17 protein-coding genes are annotated in these 21,758 nt (G+C 29.2%); 2 read left to right on the top strand and 15 right to left on the bottom strand.

The features are described 5' to 3' along the window. The first annotated feature begins 13 nt into the window (after positions 1 to 13). Both FJR48_RS04130 and FJR48_RS04125 read left to right on the top strand, forming a co-directional pair. A complete protein-coding gene (locus FJR48_RS04130) occupies positions 14 to 1,132 on the top strand; it encodes a hypothetical protein (RefSeq protein ID WP_152306894.1) in 1,119 nt (372 codons plus the stop codon). Positions 1,133 to 1,191: 59 nt separating this feature from the next. Continuing rightward, the gene (locus tag FJR48_RS04125; RefSeq protein WP_152306893.1) at positions 1,192 to 1,656 is read left to right on the top strand and encodes a CZB domain-containing protein; all 465 of its coding nucleotides are present in this window, start codon (positions 1,192 to 1,194) and stop codon (positions 1,654 to 1,656) included. A gap of 7 nt (positions 1,657 to 1,663) precedes the next feature. Here the strand turns inward: FJR48_RS04125 and FJR48_RS04120 are convergent, their stop codons facing one another. From FJR48_RS04120 to tssH, 15 genes are all read right to left on the bottom strand, one after another. Continuing rightward, on the bottom strand, positions 1,664 to 2,773 hold the full coding sequence (locus FJR48_RS04120) for a hypothetical protein (RefSeq protein WP_152306892.1): 1,110 nt from the start codon (positions 2,771 to 2,773) through the stop codon (positions 1,664 to 1,666). A gap of 49 nt (positions 2,774 to 2,822) precedes the next feature. Further along, positions 2,823 to 3,131 carry a hypothetical protein gene (locus FJR48_RS04115; RefSeq protein WP_152306891.1) on the bottom strand — a complete coding sequence of 103 codons (309 nt, stop codon included), beginning with the start codon at positions 3,129 to 3,131 and terminating at the stop codon, positions 2,823 to 2,825. A 2-nt stretch (positions 3,132 to 3,133) separates the two neighbouring features. After that, positions 3,134 to 5,368, bottom strand: a complete 2,235-nt coding sequence (locus tag FJR48_RS04110; protein ID WP_188108626.1) for a T6SS phospholipase effector Tle1-like catalytic domain-containing protein — start codon at positions 5,366 to 5,368, stop codon at positions 3,134 to 3,136. After that, complete coding sequence (locus FJR48_RS04105; RefSeq protein ID WP_188108625.1) at positions 5,361 to 6,527, bottom strand: tetratricopeptide repeat protein; 1,167 nt, start codon at positions 6,525 to 6,527, stop codon at positions 5,361 to 5,363. The genes FJR48_RS04110 and FJR48_RS04105 overlap by 8 nt, the downstream gene beginning before the upstream one ends. Beyond that, positions 6,517 to 9,435 carry a type VI secretion system Vgr family protein gene (locus FJR48_RS04100; protein WP_188108624.1) on the bottom strand — a complete coding sequence of 973 codons (2,919 nt, stop codon included), beginning with the start codon at positions 9,433 to 9,435 and terminating at the stop codon, positions 6,517 to 6,519. Before FJR48_RS04100 ends, FJR48_RS04105 begins: the two co-directional genes overlap by 11 nt. Before the next feature lie 95 nt (positions 9,436 to 9,530). Further along, positions 9,531 to 10,055, bottom strand: a complete 525-nt coding sequence (locus FJR48_RS04095; RefSeq protein WP_152306887.1) for an Hcp family type VI secretion system effector — start codon at positions 10,053 to 10,055, stop codon at positions 9,531 to 9,533. A 105-nt stretch (positions 10,056 to 10,160) separates the two neighbouring features. After that, entirely contained in the window at positions 10,161 to 11,027 is an 867-nt protein-coding gene (locus FJR48_RS04090) for a serine/threonine-protein kinase (protein ID WP_152306886.1), read from the bottom strand. Beyond that, entirely contained in the window at positions 11,015 to 11,695 is a 681-nt protein-coding gene (locus FJR48_RS04085; protein WP_152306885.1) for a PP2C family protein-serine/threonine phosphatase, read from the bottom strand. Before FJR48_RS04085 ends, FJR48_RS04090 begins: the two co-directional genes overlap by 13 nt. Next, positions 11,695 to 15,165: a type VI secretion system membrane subunit TssM gene (tssM, locus tag FJR48_RS04080; RefSeq protein WP_152306884.1), complete on the bottom strand. Its 3,471-nt coding sequence runs from the start codon at positions 15,163 to 15,165 to the stop codon at positions 11,695 to 11,697. Before tssM ends, FJR48_RS04085 begins: the two co-directional genes overlap by 1 nt. Continuing rightward, positions 15,158 to 16,048, bottom strand: coding sequence for a type IVB secretion system protein IcmH/DotU (gene icmH / locus FJR48_RS04075; RefSeq protein WP_152306883.1), 891 nt, complete (start codon positions 16,046 to 16,048; stop codon positions 15,158 to 15,160). The genes tssM and icmH overlap by 8 nt, the downstream gene beginning before the upstream one ends. A 10-nt stretch (positions 16,049 to 16,058) precedes the next feature. Continuing rightward, positions 16,059 to 17,390: a type VI secretion system baseplate subunit TssK gene (gene tssK, locus FJR48_RS04070; protein ID WP_152306882.1), complete on the bottom strand. Its 1,332-nt coding sequence runs from the start codon at positions 17,388 to 17,390 to the stop codon at positions 16,059 to 16,061. A 2-nt stretch (positions 17,391 to 17,392) separates the two neighbouring features. After that, positions 17,393 to 17,830 (bottom strand): type VI secretion system lipoprotein TssJ, encoded by a 438-nt coding sequence (gene tssJ / locus FJR48_RS04065; RefSeq protein WP_152306881.1) that lies wholly within the window; start codon positions 17,828 to 17,830, stop codon positions 17,393 to 17,395. Between the two features lie 12 nt (positions 17,831 to 17,842). Next, a complete protein-coding gene (gene tagH / locus FJR48_RS04060) occupies positions 17,843 to 19,051 on the bottom strand; it encodes a type VI secretion system-associated FHA domain protein TagH (protein ID WP_152306880.1) in 1,209 nt (402 codons plus the stop codon). Positions 19,052 to 19,054: 3 nt separating this feature from the next. Continuing rightward, positions 19,055 to 19,192 carry a hypothetical protein gene (locus tag FJR48_RS12165; protein ID WP_188108622.1) on the bottom strand — a complete coding sequence of 46 codons (138 nt, stop codon included), beginning with the start codon at positions 19,190 to 19,192 and terminating at the stop codon, positions 19,055 to 19,057. Positions 19,193 to 19,194: 2 nt separating this feature from the next. Then, complete coding sequence (gene tssH, locus FJR48_RS04055; RefSeq protein WP_152306879.1) at positions 19,195 to 21,756, bottom strand: type VI secretion system ATPase TssH; 2,562 nt, start codon at positions 21,754 to 21,756, stop codon at positions 19,195 to 19,197. Positions 21,757 to 21,758 lie beyond the last annotated feature (2 nt).

Here is a 21,758-nt window from a genome sequence, read left to right as displayed (position 1 = left end):
GACAGTAAATATTATGAAAATTAAAGAAGCAATAATTTCACTTGACATTATGCCAAGAGAAACTTACGATAAGTTTAGTAAATTTTCCAAGCTGCAGAATGCATCTCCTGATGAGATATGGAAACATTACCCATCAACCGGACTTAACAACTATAACCCGCAAACAATGGTTTTAGAAGCTTCTATAATAGAGACTTATCTTTTACTTGATTACTTAAAACAAAACAAAATAAAGGCACGCCTTTGGTATAACAATCCTCTCTTTATACATAATGAAAAGCTCTTTAGAATAAAAGGGGATGAAGTTGTCGAAGAAAACATAGAAAATTTGTACTTTGTATCGCTTCGTGAAGCACTTGCACATCCCTTTTTCAGAATACTAAAAATAATCCTTGAAGCAAAAGGCGGAGCCTTGGTAAAACCAAATATGCAAACTATGCAAAATACCGGATGCATGAATAAGTTTTATGCAAAACGTGAGCTTTATTCTAAAAGGGAAAAATACCTTGGAGATGTGATAATACCTTTTAATATAACCCAGCGTGACCATAAAACCTTTATGAAATACGTAAGAGAAAACTTGGGCGATAAAATAGTTCTCAAAAAAGACTGTGTTCAAGAAGGTAAAGGTGTTATTTTTAAAGATCTTTCGCGTGATAACCAGATGCAAAGCATATCTAAAATACTAAACTCTCATAAATCCAAAGACAGAGAAGTCCTTATATCTAAAGCATATGATATTGAACGTGAATATCGTTGTTATTTTACAAAGCACGGAGATAAAAAAACAGTATATTCCATCAAACAAAGAGTAAATCACGAAGATATAGATGTATTTGACAAAGACGATATCACAATATATAAAAATATCTCCGTAAAATGGCATGAAGTTAAAACAGATTCCGATGTCTTTAAATTCGGTAGTGAACTCACATATGAGATGTTAGAACTTATGACTTTTGACACCGGATGTTTGGAGTTTGCTCAAACTACTACGGGTGAAATTGTTTTCTTTGAAGTAAACCAAATGGCAGGACCTCTTCCTTTTGCAGGCGAAGATACAAAAAACATGACAAGGTATTATCACAGCATATTTGATAATATGTTTAAAACAAAAGAAAAAAGCGATTAAAATATATTTTAATTTTTGCTATTATTTGATATTATATCACTAAAATAATAGGATTTAATATGGATAAACAGCAAACTTTGGAACACTTACGTGCAGCCAAAGCTTCCCATTTAGAGTGGACACAACATGCAAAATTTTTAATACGCGGAATGAATATTGAAGAAAAAGCAATACCTGTAAATTCTATGGACTGTAACTTTGGCAAATGGTTTTACAAAGAAGGTCAAAAACTTAACGGACTTCCTAACAATCCTGCGGAATGTATGAGTGAAATAGAGCAACTGCATTTTCAACTCCACGATGTTTATTTTAATATATATAACATCTATTATACTAAACAAAAAAAAGGATTTCTCAGTAAAATCTTTGGAGATAAAAGAGAAGTCTCTGCTCAAGATGTTAAAATGGCAGAAAAATATTTTGAAGAATTAGAAGTAATTTCTAAAAAACTTATTGAAGAGTTAAACCGTTTGGAAAGAAGACTTTTAGCAGTACCCGACAAAAAAATAGAAGAACTATTTTAAATAGATTTTATTTGGTTATTTTTTCTAAATAATCAAGCAGTTTAAAAAGTTCTTCCTGTTCTTCTTTTACCTTGTCTTTATCAAGCGTCTCCAAGTAGTAGCGTAAAAATGTTTTAGTAGAGTACCCGCCTTTGATGCCTGCATCTTTAAAGTACTCCTGTATCATTTTTGACTTACTTGCATTTTGCCAGATCGATACGTCTAAATCATAAGCTTTATAGTTTAAAATCCTTGAAATCATATCTTTATACTTTACTTGAAGTATGGAGAGTTCTCTTTCAAAATCATGAAAATATCTGTCCGTATATATAGCTTTTATATCAGGCATCTCAGAAAGTTCTTCTGTTATGCAAGCTCTCTCATGAATAGCATCGACATATCTTCCGCGTATCTTTTTTAATTTGTTTTTTAGTTCTGTGCTAATTTTAGGGTTTTTTATTACTTTTAAATTTCCCTCTCCCTTTTTTAGTTCCGGTTCAAGAGAGTTAATGAGTTTTGTCAAGATTGGAATGTTGTTAAGATACTTTTCCTTTTTTTTCTGATATTCTATATATTCAGGTTGTACACGTAAAAAAATCATCTCAAAAGCTAGATGCGGTATATCTATTTTTTCCGTGATACTGTTATATGCTTTATGTAACTCTTCTATGGTATTTATTTTTTCTTTGATATTTTTACGTTCGTATAAAGAAGGATCAAGCCCTCTTAAATTGTTATATGCCGTAAGTAAAAAACGTTTAGATAAAAAATAGTCAAGTTGAGCTTTTGTGTTGATTATCTCAGGCGGTTCACCTATAACATCTTCAATATGACTAAAGTAATTTTTCAATGTTTCACTAACACTGTATCTAGCTCCACCATCTTCATCAAAAAACATCTTTTGAGTTTCTTGTTTTTGAAAATTGCTTTTTTGCATCGGCTCATCTAATGGTGAAGCTTTTATACTTTTTAGTATGCCGTCTTCAATATCACACTCTACTAAGATGTTACTCTGGGGTCCTACTTCAAAATCATCCCATACATCAACAGAAAAATCAATTTTTTCTTTTGTATCTAGGATTAGTTTTCCTTCCCCTGTTTGAGAATTGTAAAAAAGTATTCGACCGTTTATACTCATATTAAAACCCATAAAATTTATTTGGGCTTATTATATCAAAGTCTAGTCTCTATTTTACAACCTTGCTAAGAACTACCACATAAAATGCTATACGAGGTATCTCTCTGACATAGCTAAACTCTCTTGCAGTTTTTTTTATAGCTTCTGTAATATACCCTTTTTCTATACCTCTGGTTATATTTTCAATAAAAGAGCCTATAGTGTTTATATGGTATTGTGTTTGACACTCTATAAACAGTTTATCTTGTGATTCTACTTTTCCGGCAGGGTCTGGTATCATCTCATAACACTTTTTTATACTTTTTTCGTCTAAGTCAAATTTTCTTAGATAGTATATAATCTCTTTTAATTCATACATGTCTAATATACAACCCTTTTTCCATAAAATTCACTATCATCTATAGCATCTGCACCATCCATTCCTACCCCACTTAAATCACTTGAATGGTGAAAATACTTTGCCCTTATTGACTTAATAGTATTTTCATCTAAATTTACTATTTTTTGTTGGTTTTGTTTTAGGATAGAGTCTGTAACTTTATGAGTGCCAAGTGACGTAAACGGTATTTTTAACTCTTTTAGTTTTTTATGCATATACTCAAGAGGAATTTTTGAGTACTCGGAACTTACACTGCTTCTTATCATCCAAGCAGATAAAGTGTAACTTACATTTCTATGACTTCCTCGAATACGTTTTGTTATTTGTATATAAAATCCATCTTTTACATCATACTTATAGCTGATTAGATCGTTTTGTAACCATCTATATTTTTTATTCCACTTTTTAAGTTTTGACTCTAAACTTTTTTTTGTTTTTACTAAGGAATTTTCTCTTATATTGTAACTTTTATAAAGTTGTATTTTTTCATCTTTTCCATCTATATATCCACCGCCTATATCCGAATGTGCACCATGAAAAGATTTTTCTTCAAAATGTCTTACATTTGTTTGAAGTTTGGTAAGGGCAAAGTTTTCTCTATATTCATCTTTTGCGACTAAGTGCAACACGTTTGATATTTTTGTATCGTCAAATACAAGATTTAACTCATCTTCTTTGTCGTCTTCTTGATAAAGTCCATAGTGTGAAACCGTATCAAATATACCTACAAAACGAAATACTATCTTATCTATAATCACTTCATCTTTTTTACCCTCTATCTCTTTTATTAGATAAGGGTAAAGGTTTGAGCCGTCTTTTTTATAAAGAACAAACTCTTTATTATCATTTTTAAGTTTTAGATCCAACTCATCTGCTATAGAGTTTACAAAGTGTCTAGCTTCCGCCGCACCCCTGCTAAAACCAAAAACATCAAATACCAAGGTATCTATGTAACTTAGGTTTTTCTGTTCAATACTCTCTTTTATAAACTTGCAGGCTTGGTTTACTTTTGCTAGTACTCCTGTCTCTCCCATACCCAAAGCTTTTCCTAAAAGTGCATCGCTCTCATGTTCTTTTTTAAGGTAAGGGTTATAACTCCCGGCTCCGGTAATATAGATACTTTTTCTAAAAAACTCCCCTTTGCTTTTAGAGTCTTTTATGTTCGTGTCGTAAAGACTGTGAAGTATGGCTATATTGCTTTGGTCGTTTTGGTAGCTTCCTTTATCCGGCAACAGTTCCTCTTTTACAAATTCCTCCACGCTGGAAGCTTTTCTTGATAGTACATCTTCAAAGTACGCATAAAGCTCCTCAGATGCTCCCTTCGCACTTTTTTCGACATAATCTTTCAGCTTACTATCTCCAATACCATTTTTATAAAAGTTTATACTCTTTTTTAAATCTGTTTGGATTTTTTCTAAAACTTCTTCTTTTGGAGCACCTTCTAAAAATCTTTTTGGACCATTTGTTGATATTTTTTCTTGAGAAGAAAATCCACCTAAAACATCGACTTGTGCTTGTGTATATTTTTCAAAGTCAACCCTTAAGTTTGTGTTGTACATATTGTTAAGTGTCCCATCAAAAAACACACCTGCTTCAAACTGCACCCTTGGCATAAAAGCTACAAAAACAGCTTCACTATTTAACTTAAGCTTATCATTACTGTATGTGTAGGGCATGGCTACAAATGCATAAGCGTGTACTTTTTTCTTCTGGTCCGGGTTTAGTGTATCGTACTCTTTTTGTAAAAGCTGATTTGCTTCTTGGTTGGTAAGTTTTAAGTACATCCTACTTTGGAGTATAGAGTTTTCACTATCTTTTAGTTTTTTTGCCTGACAAGTAAACTTTTCAGATTGTAAAAAATGTTTTAGGTTTTTAGTGGATTTTACTCCGCTTATTTGATGATACACGAGTTTGTTATCTATCTCATATCCATTACTCTGTATCTTACCCTCGGTTGACTCTATGGCACTTTTTAGTATTTGGATGTATTTATTTTTTATGTTTTCTAAAATCTTTTTATCTTCTTTTACACCTGTTCTTAAACTTTTACTCTCTTCATACCCGACTATCAGGTAAGCCCAGTGGTTGTACTCATCGCGAGGTACACACATATCGTGTGATGTACTAGAAACTTCTTCATTGCTAAGTACCTTTGCAACAGACATAAACTCACTGCCGTTATATACTACTGTGCCTATACTAAAAGGTTTACTCATCATATACCCCTATATTTTTTAGAAATTTTAAAAACATTGGATCGCCTAGTCTGTTTGCTCTCTTACCCCACTCAATTGCTTTTTTTTCATCTTTTACGGTTCTTAGATAATAATATGCTATCTCATTTGCACCACCAGCATATCCCAAACTATACGCTATTTTGTTATACTTTAAAAAATTTTCATAATCTTTTTTATCCCTAAAGCCTACTGCTGCTGCTGCTGCTGCTGAACCATCTCTTGCCTCTATCCCTCTTTCATACCATTTCATCTCTTTTATTTCATCTTTAATTTCAGGATAAAGACTATACATGACACCTATTTCTCTATATCCTTTTATATTTCCCTCTTTTACCATCTTTAGGTATTGCTCTTTTGCTTTATCAAACTCTCCCATTTTACGATAACACTCTGATATTGCATAATGGGAACCTTTTACTCCTAAATCTAGTGCTTTATTAAACCACTCTATAGCTTTTTTATATTCTTTTTTATCTTTATATATAAAACCAACACTATATACTCCATCTGGATGTTGAAGTTTAGATGCTTTTTTTAACCACTTCATACCCTTATTTGTATCTTTGAGGTGTTGATAATATATACTTCCTATAGCATACATCGCTTGTGGACTATTATAAGCTTTTACTGCTTTTTTATAATAATCTATCGCTTTTTTATAATTTTTTAAATTGTATTCATATGCTCCCAAAAATTCATAAGCTTTTGAGTCGTTTGCATCTATTCTTTTTTGAAGATAGTTTTTGACTGCTTCTTGATTATTATTAAACTTTTTACTTAAAATCTCAGCTACAAATGCAGAAGAGTCTTTGTAGTTATACTCATAACTTCTCTCAAACCAGTAAAGTGCTTTGTCATAATCTTTTAAAGCTTCGTTATATATACCACCTAAGTAGTACATAGCTTTTACATCACCTTTTTCTACAGACTTCTCATAAAGTTTTATAGCTTTTTCATACTCTTTATCGTTTACATATATAGATGCTAAAAAGTTTGTATCTTTTACACTATCACTCTTTTTTACTTCACTCTCTAAACATCCTATAAACTCCGTCTTATTTTCAACTAAAAAGCACTCTTTTATCTCTGCGTTTAAAATACTTACTAAGAGGAGTAATATAGATAATTTATATTTCATCATGTTCTATATCTCTGTTTTTTGAAGAAGATTTTTCATTGGATGTTGTGTTTGAACTTTCTTGTACTTTTTTTGTATTTTGCAATTCACATGATGCCATTAGTTCTTTTGAACCATCTATATAAGCATTAAACATAACCGAGCGTGTAGATTCATTGTTCATATCGTGTGTTATCGTTTCTTTACCATTAAACTCTGCTTTATCTTTATCGTTGATTGACCATCTTATTTGTTCTAGTTCATCAGCTCTTGGGTCTTCTACATTCAGTATAGCTTGACAATCCACTTTTGAGTTTTCATCTAAGCCTCCATTAGGCAAGATATTTTCCACCTCAAGATAACGTTTAAGTTCACTCATAGCATAACCTTCATTCTCACTATCGGCTACATAACAATGAACGTGTGCGTATTTATATATATTTTCTTCATCTACATTTACAGTCATGGTTAAACCATCTTCTGTTATGTTGTCGTTCACCGGATTGTCTGTGAGTATATCTTTGTCATTTTCATCATTATTTTTTACAAATGCCCAAACTACTTGTGATTTTTGAGTATCTGTGAGTTCTGTTTTTGCTACCCATGCATCATCTTCATATACTTCTACTTCTGCCGTAAAAGTAAGTATATCTGTAATGTCAACTTGTTTTTCAACATCTACACTAAGGCTTGTAACTCTTACTTTATTATATACCGGTTTTTCTATTTCAACTTTTTCAACTGCTGTTGCTTCAACTCCGCCATTGCCTGATGCCGTATCTACATTTGGAGCTTTTAGGTGTATCCCGCTTCCATCAACCGTTAGTACACTCCCGCCGCATTTTAAACTTATTCCATCTTGGGCTAAAATCTCAAAAGTTCCTGTAGTGTGTTTTTCACTTTTTGATTTTACATGATAAGACTGTGTTACATCTAGTCTATAATCTTTACCTACTTGTATAAATAGATTACTTAATAGTTTATGTTTTACATCTTTATGAACATACTGATGCAGTATCCCTTTAACACGATGTATCATATCTTTTTCTACTATTGTTTTTTTAGATTGCTCAACCACTGTGTTGTAATCTTTTAACACAAACAACTCTTTATCTTCATTTATAGTATGAACTTCTTCTTTTTCAACTACTTTAATATCATTAGCTTGAATTTGACGAGTAGAATCATTACCTACAGTTTGCTTATAGTTGTTGTTTATACTTTGTGTTTCATCGTTTCCGACTATGCTATGCATATCATGATCTATTACAGCTTTGTAATTATTTTTTATCTCAAGTTCATAATCTTTTTGGGCTCTTTGATAGAGTTTTTCTTCCCCTCTTTTATCTTCAAAGCTAATTTCGTTATAGCCAAATTCTTCTTCATATGCTGGTATTGAATGTGTACGTATATATGACTTTGTTTTATCTTTAGGAAGATTATATGGGAGTTTATTTTCCCCATTATATAAAGATCCTACTACAACAGGTTTGTCTATATCACCATTTATAAAACTAACTAAAACTTCACTATTTACACGAGGTAAAAACTGTGCTCCGTATCCATCACCATTGTAAAAACTTGCAACCCTTATATAACACGAAGTTTCTTTGTTTTGTTCAAAGTGAAACAACACTCTAATACGACCTTTTTCATCTACATCTATTTCATTTGCAGATTCATCACTTTGTTGTGTACCCTTAGATACTATCGCTGTTTGGATTGAGTTTATTTTTGGTTTATGTGTTGTTTGGAGAGGTTTATATATTACATCCTTTGGTATAGCTTCAAAGTGTACTTCATACTCTAACTCATCACTAAATTCTTCTGCTTCAATGTACTCTTCCAATGCATTTGGGGATACTATTTTATATTCACACTTAGTTATTATTACTTCAAAATTTTTTCCTGCTTTTTCATCATGTAACTCTATAGCCATACTATCATGTATAAATAGTTCTTGCGTGTTCGCTTCTATGACTCTAGACTGTGCCATATTAGCATATGCATCTATTTGGGAGTATCTTTTTAAGTCTTTATATAAAGACTCATCTTGTACATTTAGTTTATCTCTCAAGGTATGTGTTTGTAAGTGCGAACGGAGTTGTTTAGTAGAGCTATTATCTTTTAAAAATTCTGTATCTAGTGTAGCTCCAAACTCTGTTTTCATATCCAGTGATGGTTTATCATAGTCATAATAATCTTCAAGCACATTAGTAGGTACAAACTTTTTAGATATATTAAAATCTGCTACTGCTGAATGGTTGATGACTTTACAATGTTCATTTAGTTCACATAGTGTAAACTCAAATGCACTTGTGAAAAAATCTTTATCTTCTGATGAGTAATGATATACTAAACTATATCCTTCCTCTTTACAAAGCATTTCTATAAATTCTAAATCACTTTGATTGTATTGTGTAGTATATTCTCTAAGAGGAATTTTTTCACTATCTATTTTGTTCTCAAGACGGATGTTTAATACTGAACCGTATCTATTAAATATCTCAGTTATTATATCACTTGCTTTTTTATCATGATATATCTCATATCTTTTGTTAAACTTTAAATAATACAGTGGTGATACAACATGTAGTTTATACATATATTTAGAAGCTACCACTGAGTCTTCACTTGCTTTATAAACTTTAGCGTATATCTCTTTAATCTGTAAAGAGTTTTCATCTTTTATACTTATTTTTACATCTGTATCAACTATATCTTCAATATCTATTGCATGACTTGAAACAAATGATACATTAAACTCATACGTTTCTCCGACTTCACTACTTCCACTTAGTCTATATACGCTAAAACTCTCATTACTGAGTGTTTTTAACACTATATCCGTAACTATCCTTTGATTTATCTTATTTGTTAATTGTTTAGTGATTTTTGAAGAATTATTTACTGTTGGAAGAGTGGACACTGCAATACCTTTTCTATAAAATTAAATTTAAAAAATTTAGTTTAATTTTTCAAATTTAATTTCACAAATTTTGCAGGGAGTACCCTGCAAAAAACTTATGCCATCTTACTAACACCAAGTCTCCAATCATCTTCACCAGATGTTGAAGCTATTTCATGTCTCCAAGTTATTTTTCTATATGCGAATGAAACTTTTTCCATCGGGGCTATTTGAGAAGTTGTTTTATTATCTTCTAAACCCATATCTGAAGATATGTTTACTATAACAGCATCTTCTAACACCATTGTAAAGTAATGTTCCGGTTTACCTTCATATGAAGTTCTATACCACTTCATTTCAACATTTTTAAGTGTTTCACCCTTTGTTAATGCATTGTATAAAAGAGGTGAAGATTTATCGAAAAGTTTTGAAACTATAAGAGGTTCATGAATCCTTTGACCTGATGGTTGACCAGACTGTGGATCTCTAGGAACTTTAATCGTATGTTTAAACTCTTTTACAAGAGCTTCATTCTCGTGACCTTCTTGATAGGAATTACCTACCGATTCTGGTGTAAAAGCACCTTCAGTCATTAGACCTTGTGTACTTCCTTCTATTGAAATAAAAATTGGATTGTTCATTTTATTTTGTCCTCCTAATAAAATTGAAATAGTAATATATGATTTTTTTGGTTAAAATTTATTTAAATTGTCATTATTTAAAACAATTTAGAATAATTTTATACTTTAAATAATCACTTTGTGTAAAATAGACAACTTATTAGTTCTCTTTTTTGGATTAATATTTAAATTTTTAACAAACCATATTTTTAATATAAAGGGTATCTGTTTTGGACAATTTAAAAATGTCAATGGTTTTTTTTCAAGTTCTAAACTATTTATATTAAAAGGTAAATTTGTAGTAAATATTTCATAAAGGACTAATGCCAATGAAAAAAGATCAGACTCTACTGTTGGTTTTCCTCCATTAATTATTTCAGGAGCGGAATATTTAGGATTATATGCTTTTGCTTGATTATAGTCTAACTCCATTTTTTTTTCAGTATTTATTCTTTTTGATATACCAAAATCAAATAAAGTTATAAACTTATTATGTACTACTGTTATATTTTTTGGTGTTATATCAGCATGAATAATACCTTTTTTATGGATATGTCTGATGGTATTATGTAAATTTTTAAATATAAAAATTTTATCTTTATATTTTAAATTTTGTAAATTTATATTTTCTAGTAAACTTCCATCTAAATATTCCATAACAATATATGGAATATCAGTATTAATATCTATACCATAGTCATATACTTTGACAATATTTTCATTATTCAAATCCCTTAAAAAAGTGTATTCAGAATACATAAAAGCAGCTATATCATCTTTTTTTAGTAAATTCTTTATAGGAATTTTAATAACTAACTGTTTATTCTCATTAAAGTATTCACAATATATATCTTTAACTTTAAAAACTACACTCATTCCACCAAAAGATATATATTCAACTATTATATATCTTTGATTGAAAATTCCTGATGTATTTTCATATATATCTTCAATTAAAGCTTGTTTGTTTTTATTTGAGCCTATAATACACATATCATAGCACCTGTTAAATTATCGTCAGCATCTTGAGAAAGAACAGATGTTTTCAGTAAATTTAACCCTCTACCTTCAAATGCCAGATTCATAGCATGCTTTATTTCTTTGATATTTAAATAAGAGTATAAACCATCGCTACACAATAAAAAAACATCATTTTTATTTATAGTAAACTTCTTTATATCTATATTTATATCTCCAGGTGCAAAAATTGCATTTGTTAAAACACTTCTGGTTTCTTGTTTCGCATCGATTACATCTCTTGTATGATCTTTATTAACTAGTGATAACTTATCATTCCTTAATATATAACACCTTGAATCACCGGCACTTATACATAATGCTTTACCATCTTTAATATATAGTAATATTAGAGTTGTACCGACAAAATCATTAATATCTAAAGTATAAACTTTTTTATCAAGCTGTTGTTTAATAAAATGAATAGTTTGTAGAATTCTTTCGACATTATCATTAAAAGTTGAGTTTAGTTCTAAAGCTGAAAAACTATCAGTTGCTAAACTACTGGCAAACAAACCTTCTTCATGTCCACCCATACCATCACAAACAACCCATAATCCTTTTTCATCATTTACATAAAAAGAGTCTTCGTTAACTCTTCTTTTATGTCCAGGGTGTGTAAAAGAAAAACTTTTATTTTTCATTAAATTTTCTTATTTAATTTAAAATTCTCAAAAAGCTTGTCTTTTTTAAATACTTTACAAATATCACCTTTAATATAGAATACGACTTTATCTTCATATTCGTTAGATTTTACTTCAACTTTACTGGTTGAAACTGTTTGAATATCTAGAGTATTTAAAATCTTTAATAAAGACCAAGCACCATCAAAATTGATATTTACAGCTTTGTTACCATATATATCATATAGGATATAACTAGCTTTATTTTCTGTTTTTGTAGGCCATGTGAATAACATATCTCTAATTGCTCCATGTTCATAAAGCATATGTTCATTTCCATAACTAAACTTTACAGTTGAGAATGATTTATCTAATGTCTTAGGGGTAATATAAAAATTACTGTAAAGCCTTTCTCCACTACTATCAAAGAATATACTACGCAATCTAAATACACGCAACATATTTTCCATAAACTCTCTATCAAATTCTATTGATTTACCATCAACTTTTTTAAAGGAATATGATTTATACGATATGTTATTTATGTTTATAAAAGGTTCTATATGGTGTTTATAAAACTTGTCAAAAATTCCATTAAGCTCAAAAAATAATTTAAAATCTTCAAGATTTACAGATTGTAAATTAGAATATTTTTCAAATGGATATCTTTGTTGAAGTTTATGTTGATAAAATGAATATACATTTTCTTCATACTTTTCTTGAATATACTCTTTAGACTGTCTTAACAGATATCCCCAATTGTACCCTAAAACTTGTTTTAGCCAGCGATCAACGTTTATAGGTAATGCTGAAAAGTTTTTCATTACAGGCTCTACTTTACCTTTTGTACGTGCTTCAAGAATCTTAAAAGCTCTTTCTTTTGGATTTATAGATGAAAATATATCATTCATCTTTTGAAAAGTATCATTTAAAACTAACATAGAATTTTCTAAATTGATATTTGGTGTTTCATCATCTTTTAATAAATCATGATAAGGCTTAAAAAATGTTCTAACAGTTTTAATATTTGCCACAAGCTTACTTGTTTTAAGTTTATTTTCTGCTGTAGTTTGTGCTATCTTATCAATAGCTTTATCTTCTGTTCTAGCTTTTATTAAAATTAACTCTTCAGGTGTATAAATGTTTGTATTCTTCTTTAATGCCTGTAAAATAGATATAATAGGAGAGTTTGCAAGAGATAGAACTTCTAACTGGTTACGAAGTGCACTCTCCGTATGTACTTTTGGAATATTTAGTTTTGTAATAGAACTTATCCAATAATGCTTATACTCTTTGAAATACAAACTTAATACTTGAGAATAAACATCATCAAGTTCACTTTGTGTTAAATCTGTTCTTGTTCCCAATACCCAATTATTTTTCAAGATATTTTTTACATAACCTTTACCATTTGAAACTATTATTGTTTCAAATCCTTGTTTAGTGAAAAAGCTTGGAATCTTATAATTATCACCACTAAACACATTTACATTAGTTCCTAAAACTTCCTCAAAACTAAATGTACGAAAATTCATTTTTTCATTTGCAAGTTTCTTTAATTCATCATAAACTAAAACAACATTTGCTTTATTATAAAGCACTGAACGGGCTACTTTTAATGTTTGTTTATTCAGCTTATAAGGGCTAAAGTTTAATGATAATAAATTTTTAAAATGTTCATTTAAATTATTTTGTACTGTATGTTTATTTGAATAAGTTTTTGCCCAAATTTCTCCCATAGCAGTTTTTAAATAATCATTATTTCTATGTTTTTCATCATTTAACATCAAATATAACTCTGTATTTTTCCATGTTCTATCATAATTACTTAAATTTAAAAGTACTTGTTTATTTAAGTTCTTTTCTACCCTTGGTAATAAAAGGGTTGCAAGCGTATTTTGATAATAACTATAAAGTTGAGTTGTTCTGTCTTCAACATTATAAAAATTTAGTCTATAAAAGCTATCTGAAATTTCATTTTCATATGTATCTTTTATAGATTTTATTTCATTTAAAATTGGCAATATTTTTTCAAGACTATCTTTGCTCGTTATTTTATTTCTCTCATTTTCTATTTTTATAGTTCTTTTTTCTAAGTTATGAAGTAAATTATTATGAGATACAAAATCATTTACCCATAATGTACTTAAAATTAAAACACTTAAAACAGCTAAACTTAAAGCAAAAACTTGACGTTTCTTATTTATTTTTTTAAAACTTTCATCCATTTTAATTAAATCAGATTCTGGAAAAATAATATCTTGTAAAAGTTTTTTTATAAAATAACCTTTAGAACTTCTACCTGTACTCAACTTATTATCATCTTTCTGAGATAATAAATAAGAGGTTTTTGCTTCTTGATCTGCCGGTACTGATGTAAAGTAGATTCCACGAAGCATTAAAGACTTTCTATATCTAGTTTGAGAAAAACAAATATCTGTAAACATACCAATTTTTTCAAAAATATTACTAAACTCATTTGGAAAAAGAAAAATCTTACTACGTATATCTTCATCCCATTCTTGATGTAGTTTATCAACAACCGAGCTATGAATACGTTTAAGAAGCTTTTCCAATTCCGGTCTTACCACAGTAGTATCAATATTCATAGAAGGATTATCGAATGTAATTCCTAATATTTCTTCTCTTTCATCTTCACTTAAAGTTGAAAAATACTCATTATAACCTACTATCCTATCTGATTTTGTTATTATTAAATAAATTGGGATACTTGAAGCAAAACCATCAGACAATTCGTCGAATCTATCGCGTAAGTCTTTTGCATATTGTTCAAGTTCTTTTTCACTTTTATTAATGAATGTATCTACACTTATATTTAATAAAATTCCATTGAGGGGTCTTCTTAATCTTTTTTTTGCAAATATTTTTAAAAAACCTTTTTCCCACACTGTTTTGTCAACTTCTTCCAAATCTTGCTCAATATACTTACCAGGCATATCAATAAAAATAGCATGCTCAGCGTAATACCATAAGAATCCTTGTGAAGTCCCCTCCTCCTTAACACTTCTATGATCATAATTTATATTTAATGGAAATTCTAATCCTGAAGCCTCAAGTAAAGTTGTTTTACCTTCTTTTTCTTTTCCTACTAATAAGTACCAAGGAAGTTCATACCTTGCTCTTCTTTTATTTCTGTATAATGTAGAATTTTTTAAAATTTTCAAAGCTTCATTAAATTTAATTTTAATATCTTTGATCTTTAAATCAATCTTTTTTTGTTTATCTACATGTACATCTCTTTTTTCTTTAAACGATTTAATCTTTTTTTGTGTCTTTTCTTGTAAAAAAACAACATATAGTAAAACAAAAATCACAATAATAAAAAAGAAAGACAATGCAATCAATAACCTATAGTTCAATTCCTCAAATGACTCAAAAAAATAAGGAAAAGCAAATATAATTATTGCAGTAACTATAGCTGATACAAAAAGTGTCCAAAAAATTCCACTTTTAATTAATGATTTAATCATTTATATATTCCTTTTTATATTTTTCTAAATTAAAATTTTTAGCTGTTAAATATTTTGAACTTAAACTTTTTTCTATTGTAGTAAAAAACTTCTGATCTTCATTAAATATTCCAAAGCTTAAGCCTGTGTACACTATTATTAATACTAATAAGCTGATTAAAGCTATACTAGTATATGAAGTTATATAAAATAGTCTATGTTTCAAAGTTGAAGGTTCATGTTTGGTGTAAAACTTTAACGGTTCCCTTCCTTGAATAATTTTTATTTGTTTGTATAAACTCTCTCTAATCATGTTTAATTCTTGCTTGTTTGAATTATCTACACGATATTTTCCATGAAAACCTAAAGATAAACATACATACATAAGTTCTAATATATAAATAAATTTAGCAGGTGCTTTTAAGAATTTATCTAACAATTTAAAAAAGTTTTGACCACCGTAACTTTCATTATGAAATATTCTCAACATACTATTACTGGACCAATTATTTTCTTGTCCAAAGTGAGTTGTATTTATCAACTCATCTACAAAGGTACAAAGTATATATCTTGATACTAAGGCCTGTGATTCTTCTACATTGTATTGCATTAACATTTCAGTATATTCGTTTATGGAATCAATAAACGATTGTCTAACTTCGAAAATTGGTCCTACATCATAATTGTTTTGTACAATACTAAGTTGTTGAAATATTGATGATGAAGCTAATAAGAAATAATTCATATCTTCATCATAATAAGGGATATGTGTTTTTTTAGTATTTCTTACAAAACTCAAAGTTTTATCTTTAAAAGTACTGTAATTTTCTTCTTTATGTTTATCAAAATTTGTCAAATTCGTTTTATTCTCAGAACTTGGAATTAATAATGTTGTACTACTCATATATATTTCCTTATGAAGAGCTTCTAATAGACCATAGTGCGTACACTATATTTGGTAATTCTGCAGATAAATGGAAGGCAAAACCTCCTGATTTTTCTAACTCTATTCTATTTTCACTTGTTAATTCAATTTGAAAATAAAGATTATTAACACGATATGGGATCTCTCTTGGAGGTGATGAAAGCAATTTTAATTTAAAACCTTCTAAATGATAATTTACAAGTTCTCTTATTGTTTCTATAGTACCCATTTTTAAATTCGCGATTAACGTATCTTTAATTTTCTCGGTAGATGTATCTGCACTAACTGCAAAAATAAATTCTGAATTTTTTAACATTTTTTTATCTTTTAATTGTGCTACATGAATACCATATTTTCTCTCTTCAATAGATAGTGAAACAGAATTTTGTTCTAGTACCATACTCAGCATATCTTTTAACTCATCAATAATATTATTAAAACTAGTTCCCATATCTTCATGCTTATAAGTAAAATTTTCAGTTAGTCTTTTATCCTTTTTCATAAAAACAGCTAGCTCTCCTGCCAACGAAGTCAACTCCAAAAATATGTCTTGAGGATGAATGTTGTCTTGCGTTAAAAAGAAATGAAACCTACTCAATGTTCTATTAAGTAATTTCAGCATTAAATAGTTCCCTAACTCAGATGCTTGTAATACCGAATGACTTATTTTATTAGACAATCTTTCAACTCTGTAGGTTAACATACGAACAAGCTCATTTATTATTGACAAAAGATCTTTTGACTTATTAAGATGTAAAAATGTTGGAATATAGTTATCATCAATAGCAACGTTTCCACCTGTACTTACAGAAATAATATTTGTAAGCTTTATAGCTATATATCCATCATTTACATCATCTTCTAATAGTAATTTAAAATCATGTTTGGCCAACACTAAATCTGCATTAGAATTCTCACCTGCATTAGTGTTTGAAATATTTAATACCGTATCTGCACTATAACGCGTTAAAATATTATCCTGATCTTCAAAATGAACTTCATCACTATTATGTACTACAATTGGTATAGCTAAATAGATTCCTTTTCCGAAGTCATCTTCTCCAATATCTAAAGCAAGACTTTCTTCTTTATCAGAGATATTAAATAATGTTCCATCAGGCAAAATACCACTGGCATAATTCAATACAATTTTTCCTATTCCTAATAAACGCTTATCAATATCCAGTTCAAAAAAACCCCATTGATTACTTCCAACATTAATTGTTCTGCTCATTAACTCATAAGCATAATATCTATCATTTTGTTGAAAGTGTTGAGGGCGAATAAACAACCCCTCTTTCCATACAACTCTTCTTTCCATAATTAATCATCTTCCAATATTGAATATTTTTCTACTTTTAACTCTGCATCATTTGATGAATCTTTCTCTAGATTTATTATGTAACGCCAATTTGGCTCAATAATCTCCCTATATTTTGCAATAATTCCCAAATACTTAGCTTTCTCAGAAAAAACAATTCTATATGTTTGGAATTCATTTGGAAGAATTGGATGCTTAGTCTGTGAAATAATATCTTCCTTAAGTTTTTCTCCCTCATTATCTACAAGGTCCCAATAAGTAAATTTTACAAATCTATCCGCTGAGGATAATTCATAAAAAACTAACATAAGTGGTGAAGATACGTTGTTTTCATTAACATTAATTTCCTTTGCAGATTCTATTTCCAGGTCAATATGAGTTGGTCTACTTATACATCCACTCATAAAAAATATTATAAAAACAGTAATTAATATTTTCATTTTTAAATTCCTTTATTTAACACGCTGTTGTGTTGCTAGAGACACACCATATGCATTAGATTTATATTCTTTTTCAAACTCTTTTCTAATTAACTTTATACCAGTATCAGGATCTTTATCAAATTGCTTAAACATATTATGATAAGCACTCCATAATTTGAATGTTCTAGGTTTGAAGATACCTTTTAAAGCATTCGTTCTTTCAAAATAATATTCTAAACCTTCTGGAGAAAATTTTCTTATTGTTACATTCATTAAGTTTTTAGTACTCGCATGTAAAGCTATATTATGTCTATCTATTTCATCAAATGATTGTAAAACTGCATCAGATATTTTTGAAAACCCCAACATACCTGCCAATTGTTTATCACGTAAAAGTTTTGAAGCTGAATCTCCCAAAAGTATCGGATTAGATTCAATTTCTTTCTCATCAACTTTTAGTACATTCATATCCTCTTTTATTTTTTCTTTTACATATAAAGAGTGTTTTAAACCAATTAGGCTGTTCAACACAATATCTCCGATCTCTTCGAATAGTGCTTCCCTATCTTTATTTTCAATCGAACATATCTCAATACCAAGTTTTTTTTCTAAAACCGCAATACTTCTTTGTAAAGATGCATCAGTTATTTTAGATAGTTTTTCATCTTTTTCATTTAATGCATCAGGTATATTTATATAATGTTCATCTATCTCGCTAGATATATCACGTTCAACTTCAACTTCATCTACATCTTTTTTTGTATTTGAAACTATATTCATAATATCAACTTCATTAGTTTCTAAACTGTCAAACGGTTCATCTATAAAATCATTATCTGGGATAATATCTATATTTTCTCGTTCTTTATTATTACTATCAATAGTATTAATATGAGATATGATATCTTCAGAAAAGTCATCTTCCACAAACCTTGCTTGAATTTCATAATCACCTAAAATATAAATATCTGTAGAATTAATTGTTATATTATTTCCTTTTGGTAACTTCTTATATGGAAATTTTAAATAAGTTCCATTTGTACTTTCATCTCTTATAAAATATAAATTATCTTTATACTCAATATATAAATGTTTGTTTGATATGTAATTATTTGGATCTATTAATTGCCAATCACATTCGTTAGATCTACCTACTAATGCATCTTCTTTATTTAGATGCAAGCTTCTATTTGCCTGACTATCTTGGTTACTTTTTATAATATCTAATACTAATTTCATGTTTTAGTCTTCCTCAATTTTTTCTACAGTTGGTTTTACTTGATACAAAGGTTTATACTTTTCTTGAAAAGAACTACAACCTGTTAGAAATACACTAAAAACACCCAAATATACTGCAATAGCGATAGTTTTTTTTATCATCATTAACTCCTTATCATAATTTTTCTATTTTCATCTATGCCTAAATACAATTCTTTTAGTTCTTTTTTTTCAATAGCTGCACTTAATAGTACTTTTGATAGTTCAGGCATAATTTTAGAGTTTATTATCAACTCAATATTTCTAGCACCTGTATCTCTAGCATTTGACAATTCAACTATATAATTCAAAAGAGATTCATCATATTTAAAATTAATATCTTTTTTTTCTAATTGAGTATTAATAAAATTTAATTTTAGTTTAGTTATGTCTTTTAAAGCATCATCTTTTAGATTAAAATATGGAATTACATTCATTCTTCCCAACAAAGCCGGCTGTAAATAATTTGATAAAATTGGCGTAATATAGTCTTTTATTTCATCCATTTGTATATGTTGATTTTGTGTACATAACTCTGTTATTTCAAATGTTGCAAGATTAGAAGTCATAACAATAATTGTATTTTTAAAATCAATCGTTCTACCTTCACCGTCGTTTAAAACTCCTTTATCAAACATCTGATAAAAAAGATTTAAAACGTCAGGATGTGCTTTTTCGATTTCATCTAAAAGAACCACTGAGTATGGTTTTATTCTAACTGGGTCCGTTAATTGACCTCCGTCGCCATATCCAACATATCCAGGTGGAGATCCTATCAATCTAGAAACCGTATGTTTCTCTTGAAATTCAGTCATATTTATTGTAGTAATAAATCTTTCTCCTCCAAATACCAAATCAGCAATACTTAGTGCTGTTTCAGTTTTACCAACACCACTTGGACCAACTAGCAAAAAAACACCTGCTGGTGCATTTTCTTTTTTTAATCCAGCCATTGATATTTGTAAAAATTGGTTTATATAGTCTATTGCTTCATCTTGTCCTATAATTCTTTGTTTCATAAACTTAGCTAAATCCATAACTTTTTCAATCTGTTTGTTAACCATATTACCAAGAGGTATGCCCGTCCACGACGATATCACTTCAGCTATTTGTTCTTTTGTTACGTGCTTATGTATATATCTGTTTTTTTCATGTAGTTTATCGATTTTTTTATGCAATTGCTTAATTTTTTCAGTCTCATCATTTGCTATTGCCTGTTTTAATTCATCCATAGCACTTCTCTGCTGTTTCCATGATTTTATAATGATTTCTACTTCTTTTTCTAGGTCTTTTAACTGTTCTTCTATTGTAAATATTTGTGTACGATAGTCTTTAATACCTCTATTATTGTCCCTAACAAAAAATTCTTGTTTTCTTTTAAGTTCTTCTATGTCCGTATACATTTTTTGAACTATAAAAGGAGTATTTGTTTGGCTTATTTTTACATTTGCACAAGCAGTATCTAACACATCTATTGCTTTATCAGGAAGCTGTCTTCCTGTTATATACCTAGCTGATAATGAAGCAGCAACTTGAAGAGCTTCATCTTCAATATATACTTCATGAACTTCTTCATATTTTTTTGCTAATCCTCTTAATATTGTCACCGATTGATCAACAGTTGGTTCAAGTAAATCTATCTTTTGAAACCTTCTTGATAATGCAGGGTCTTTTTCAAAATACTTTCTGTATTCCAACCAAGTTGTAGCTGCTATCGTTCTTAACTGACCACGTGCTAATGCTGGTTTTAATAAGTTGGCAGCATCACCGCTTCCTTCATTTCCACCTGCTCCAATTAAAGTATGTGCTTCATCTATAAATAAGATAATAAAATCACTTGAGTGCTGAATTTCATTTATAACCGCTTGAAGACGTCTTTCAAATTCACCTTTTACTCCGGCACCAGCTTGTAATGAGCCCAAGTCTAACGATAATATTTGTGCATCATACAACTGAGTTGGAACTTCTTGATTTATTATTTTAAGGGCCAAGCCTTCAACTACTGCTGTTTTACCAACACCTGCTTCACCAACCATAATTGGGTTATTTTTTCTTCTTCTTAGCAAAATATCTATAGCTTGTTTAATCTCATCATCTCTGCAAAGTACAGGATCAATTTCACCACTTTTTGCAAGCTTTGTTAAATTTGTTGTATATTTTTCAAGTTCAGCAGAAGATTTATGTTTTTTTGTATTTAGATTTTTTTCTAATTTTACGCTCTTTACAGCTTCTTCGTTTAACCCTTCAATTAATTGTTTTAACTCTTCAAGTGGTATATTTTGTAATAACTGAAAGTATCCAGTATTCATATACTTCATGCCATTTTCAAATAATGAAATTAATATCGCTGCATCAGATATTTCCATAACATTTAGCTGCATTTTTGCTATAAAAAATGCATTTTCAAGCAAACTAATAATTTGCTTTGAAAAAACGGGACTACTACTCTCAGTAGTATCAACTTTAACACTATGTTGAAGTACCTCTATCATATTATCTACATCTATTTTATAATGTGACATAACTGCATTAAAAAGTGAAGTTTCATCTTCACACATTACAAATAACAAATCTTCAATTAATATCTCATTGCCAGATCTTTCCATACATCTAGTTGCTGCATTTTGCAAATGCAATTTTGTTTTTTCATCTAAAGCATTTATTAATTCACGTATTTCAAATTTCATTT

The organism is Sulfurimonas lithotrophica (assembly GCF_009258225.1).
GTDB lineage: Bacteria > Campylobacterota > Campylobacteria > Campylobacterales > Sulfurimonadaceae > Sulfurimonas > Sulfurimonas lithotrophica.
This window is presented reverse-complemented; position numbering and strand designations above follow the sequence as displayed.

What these genes read in the sequence shown, in the direction of transcription:
- FJR48_RS04115 (WP_152306891.1), bottom strand. Translation starts at nt 3,131, where the DNA reads ATGTATGAATTAAAAGAGATTATATACTATCTAAGAAAATTTGACTTA.
- FJR48_RS04125 (WP_152306893.1), top strand. Translation starts at nt 1,192, where the DNA reads ATGGATAAACAGCAAACTTTGGAACACTTACGTGCAGCCAAAGCTTCC.
- FJR48_RS04110 (WP_188108626.1), bottom strand. Translation starts at nt 5,368, where the DNA reads ATGAGTAAACCTTTTAGTATAGGCACAGTAGTATATAACGGCAGTGAG.
- FJR48_RS04105 (WP_188108625.1), bottom strand. Translation starts at nt 6,527, where the DNA reads ATGAAATATAAATTATCTATATTACTCCTCTTAGTAAGTATTTTAAAC.
- FJR48_RS04090 (WP_152306886.1), bottom strand. Translation starts at nt 11,027, where the DNA reads ATGTGTATTATAGGCTCAAATAAAAACAAACAAGCTTTAATTGAAGAT.
- FJR48_RS04130 (WP_152306894.1), top strand. Translation starts at nt 14, where the DNA reads ATGAAAATTAAAGAAGCAATAATTTCACTTGACATTATGCCAAGAGAA.
- tssM (WP_152306884.1), bottom strand. Translation starts at nt 15,165, where the DNA reads ATGATTAAATCATTAATTAAAAGTGGAATTTTTTGGACACTTTTTGTA.
- tssH (WP_152306879.1), bottom strand. Translation starts at nt 21,756, where the DNA reads ATGAAATTTGAAATACGTGAATTAATAAATGCTTTAGATGAAAAAACA.
- tssK (WP_152306882.1), bottom strand. Translation starts at nt 17,390, where the DNA reads ATGGAAAGAAGAGTTGTATGGAAAGAGGGGTTGTTTATTCGCCCTCAA.
- FJR48_RS12165 (WP_188108622.1), bottom strand. Translation starts at nt 19,192, where the DNA reads ATGATAAAAAAAACTATCGCTATTGCAGTATATTTGGGTGTTTTTAGT.
- icmH (WP_152306883.1), bottom strand. Translation starts at nt 16,048, where the DNA reads ATGAGTAGTACAACATTATTAATTCCAAGTTCTGAGAATAAAACGAAT.
- FJR48_RS04120 (WP_152306892.1), bottom strand. Translation starts at nt 2,773, where the DNA reads ATGAGTATAAACGGTCGAATACTTTTTTACAATTCTCAAACAGGGGAA.
- FJR48_RS04095 (WP_152306887.1), bottom strand. Translation starts at nt 10,055, where the DNA reads ATGAACAATCCAATTTTTATTTCAATAGAAGGAAGTACACAAGGTCTA.
- tssJ (WP_152306881.1), bottom strand. Translation starts at nt 17,830, where the DNA reads ATGAAAATATTAATTACTGTTTTTATAATATTTTTTATGAGTGGATGT.
- tagH (WP_152306880.1), bottom strand. Translation starts at nt 19,051, where the DNA reads ATGAAATTAGTATTAGATATTATAAAAAGTAACCAAGATAGTCAGGCA.
- FJR48_RS04085 (WP_152306885.1), bottom strand. Translation starts at nt 11,695, where the DNA reads ATGAAAAATAAAAGTTTTTCTTTTACACACCCTGGACATAAAAGAAGA.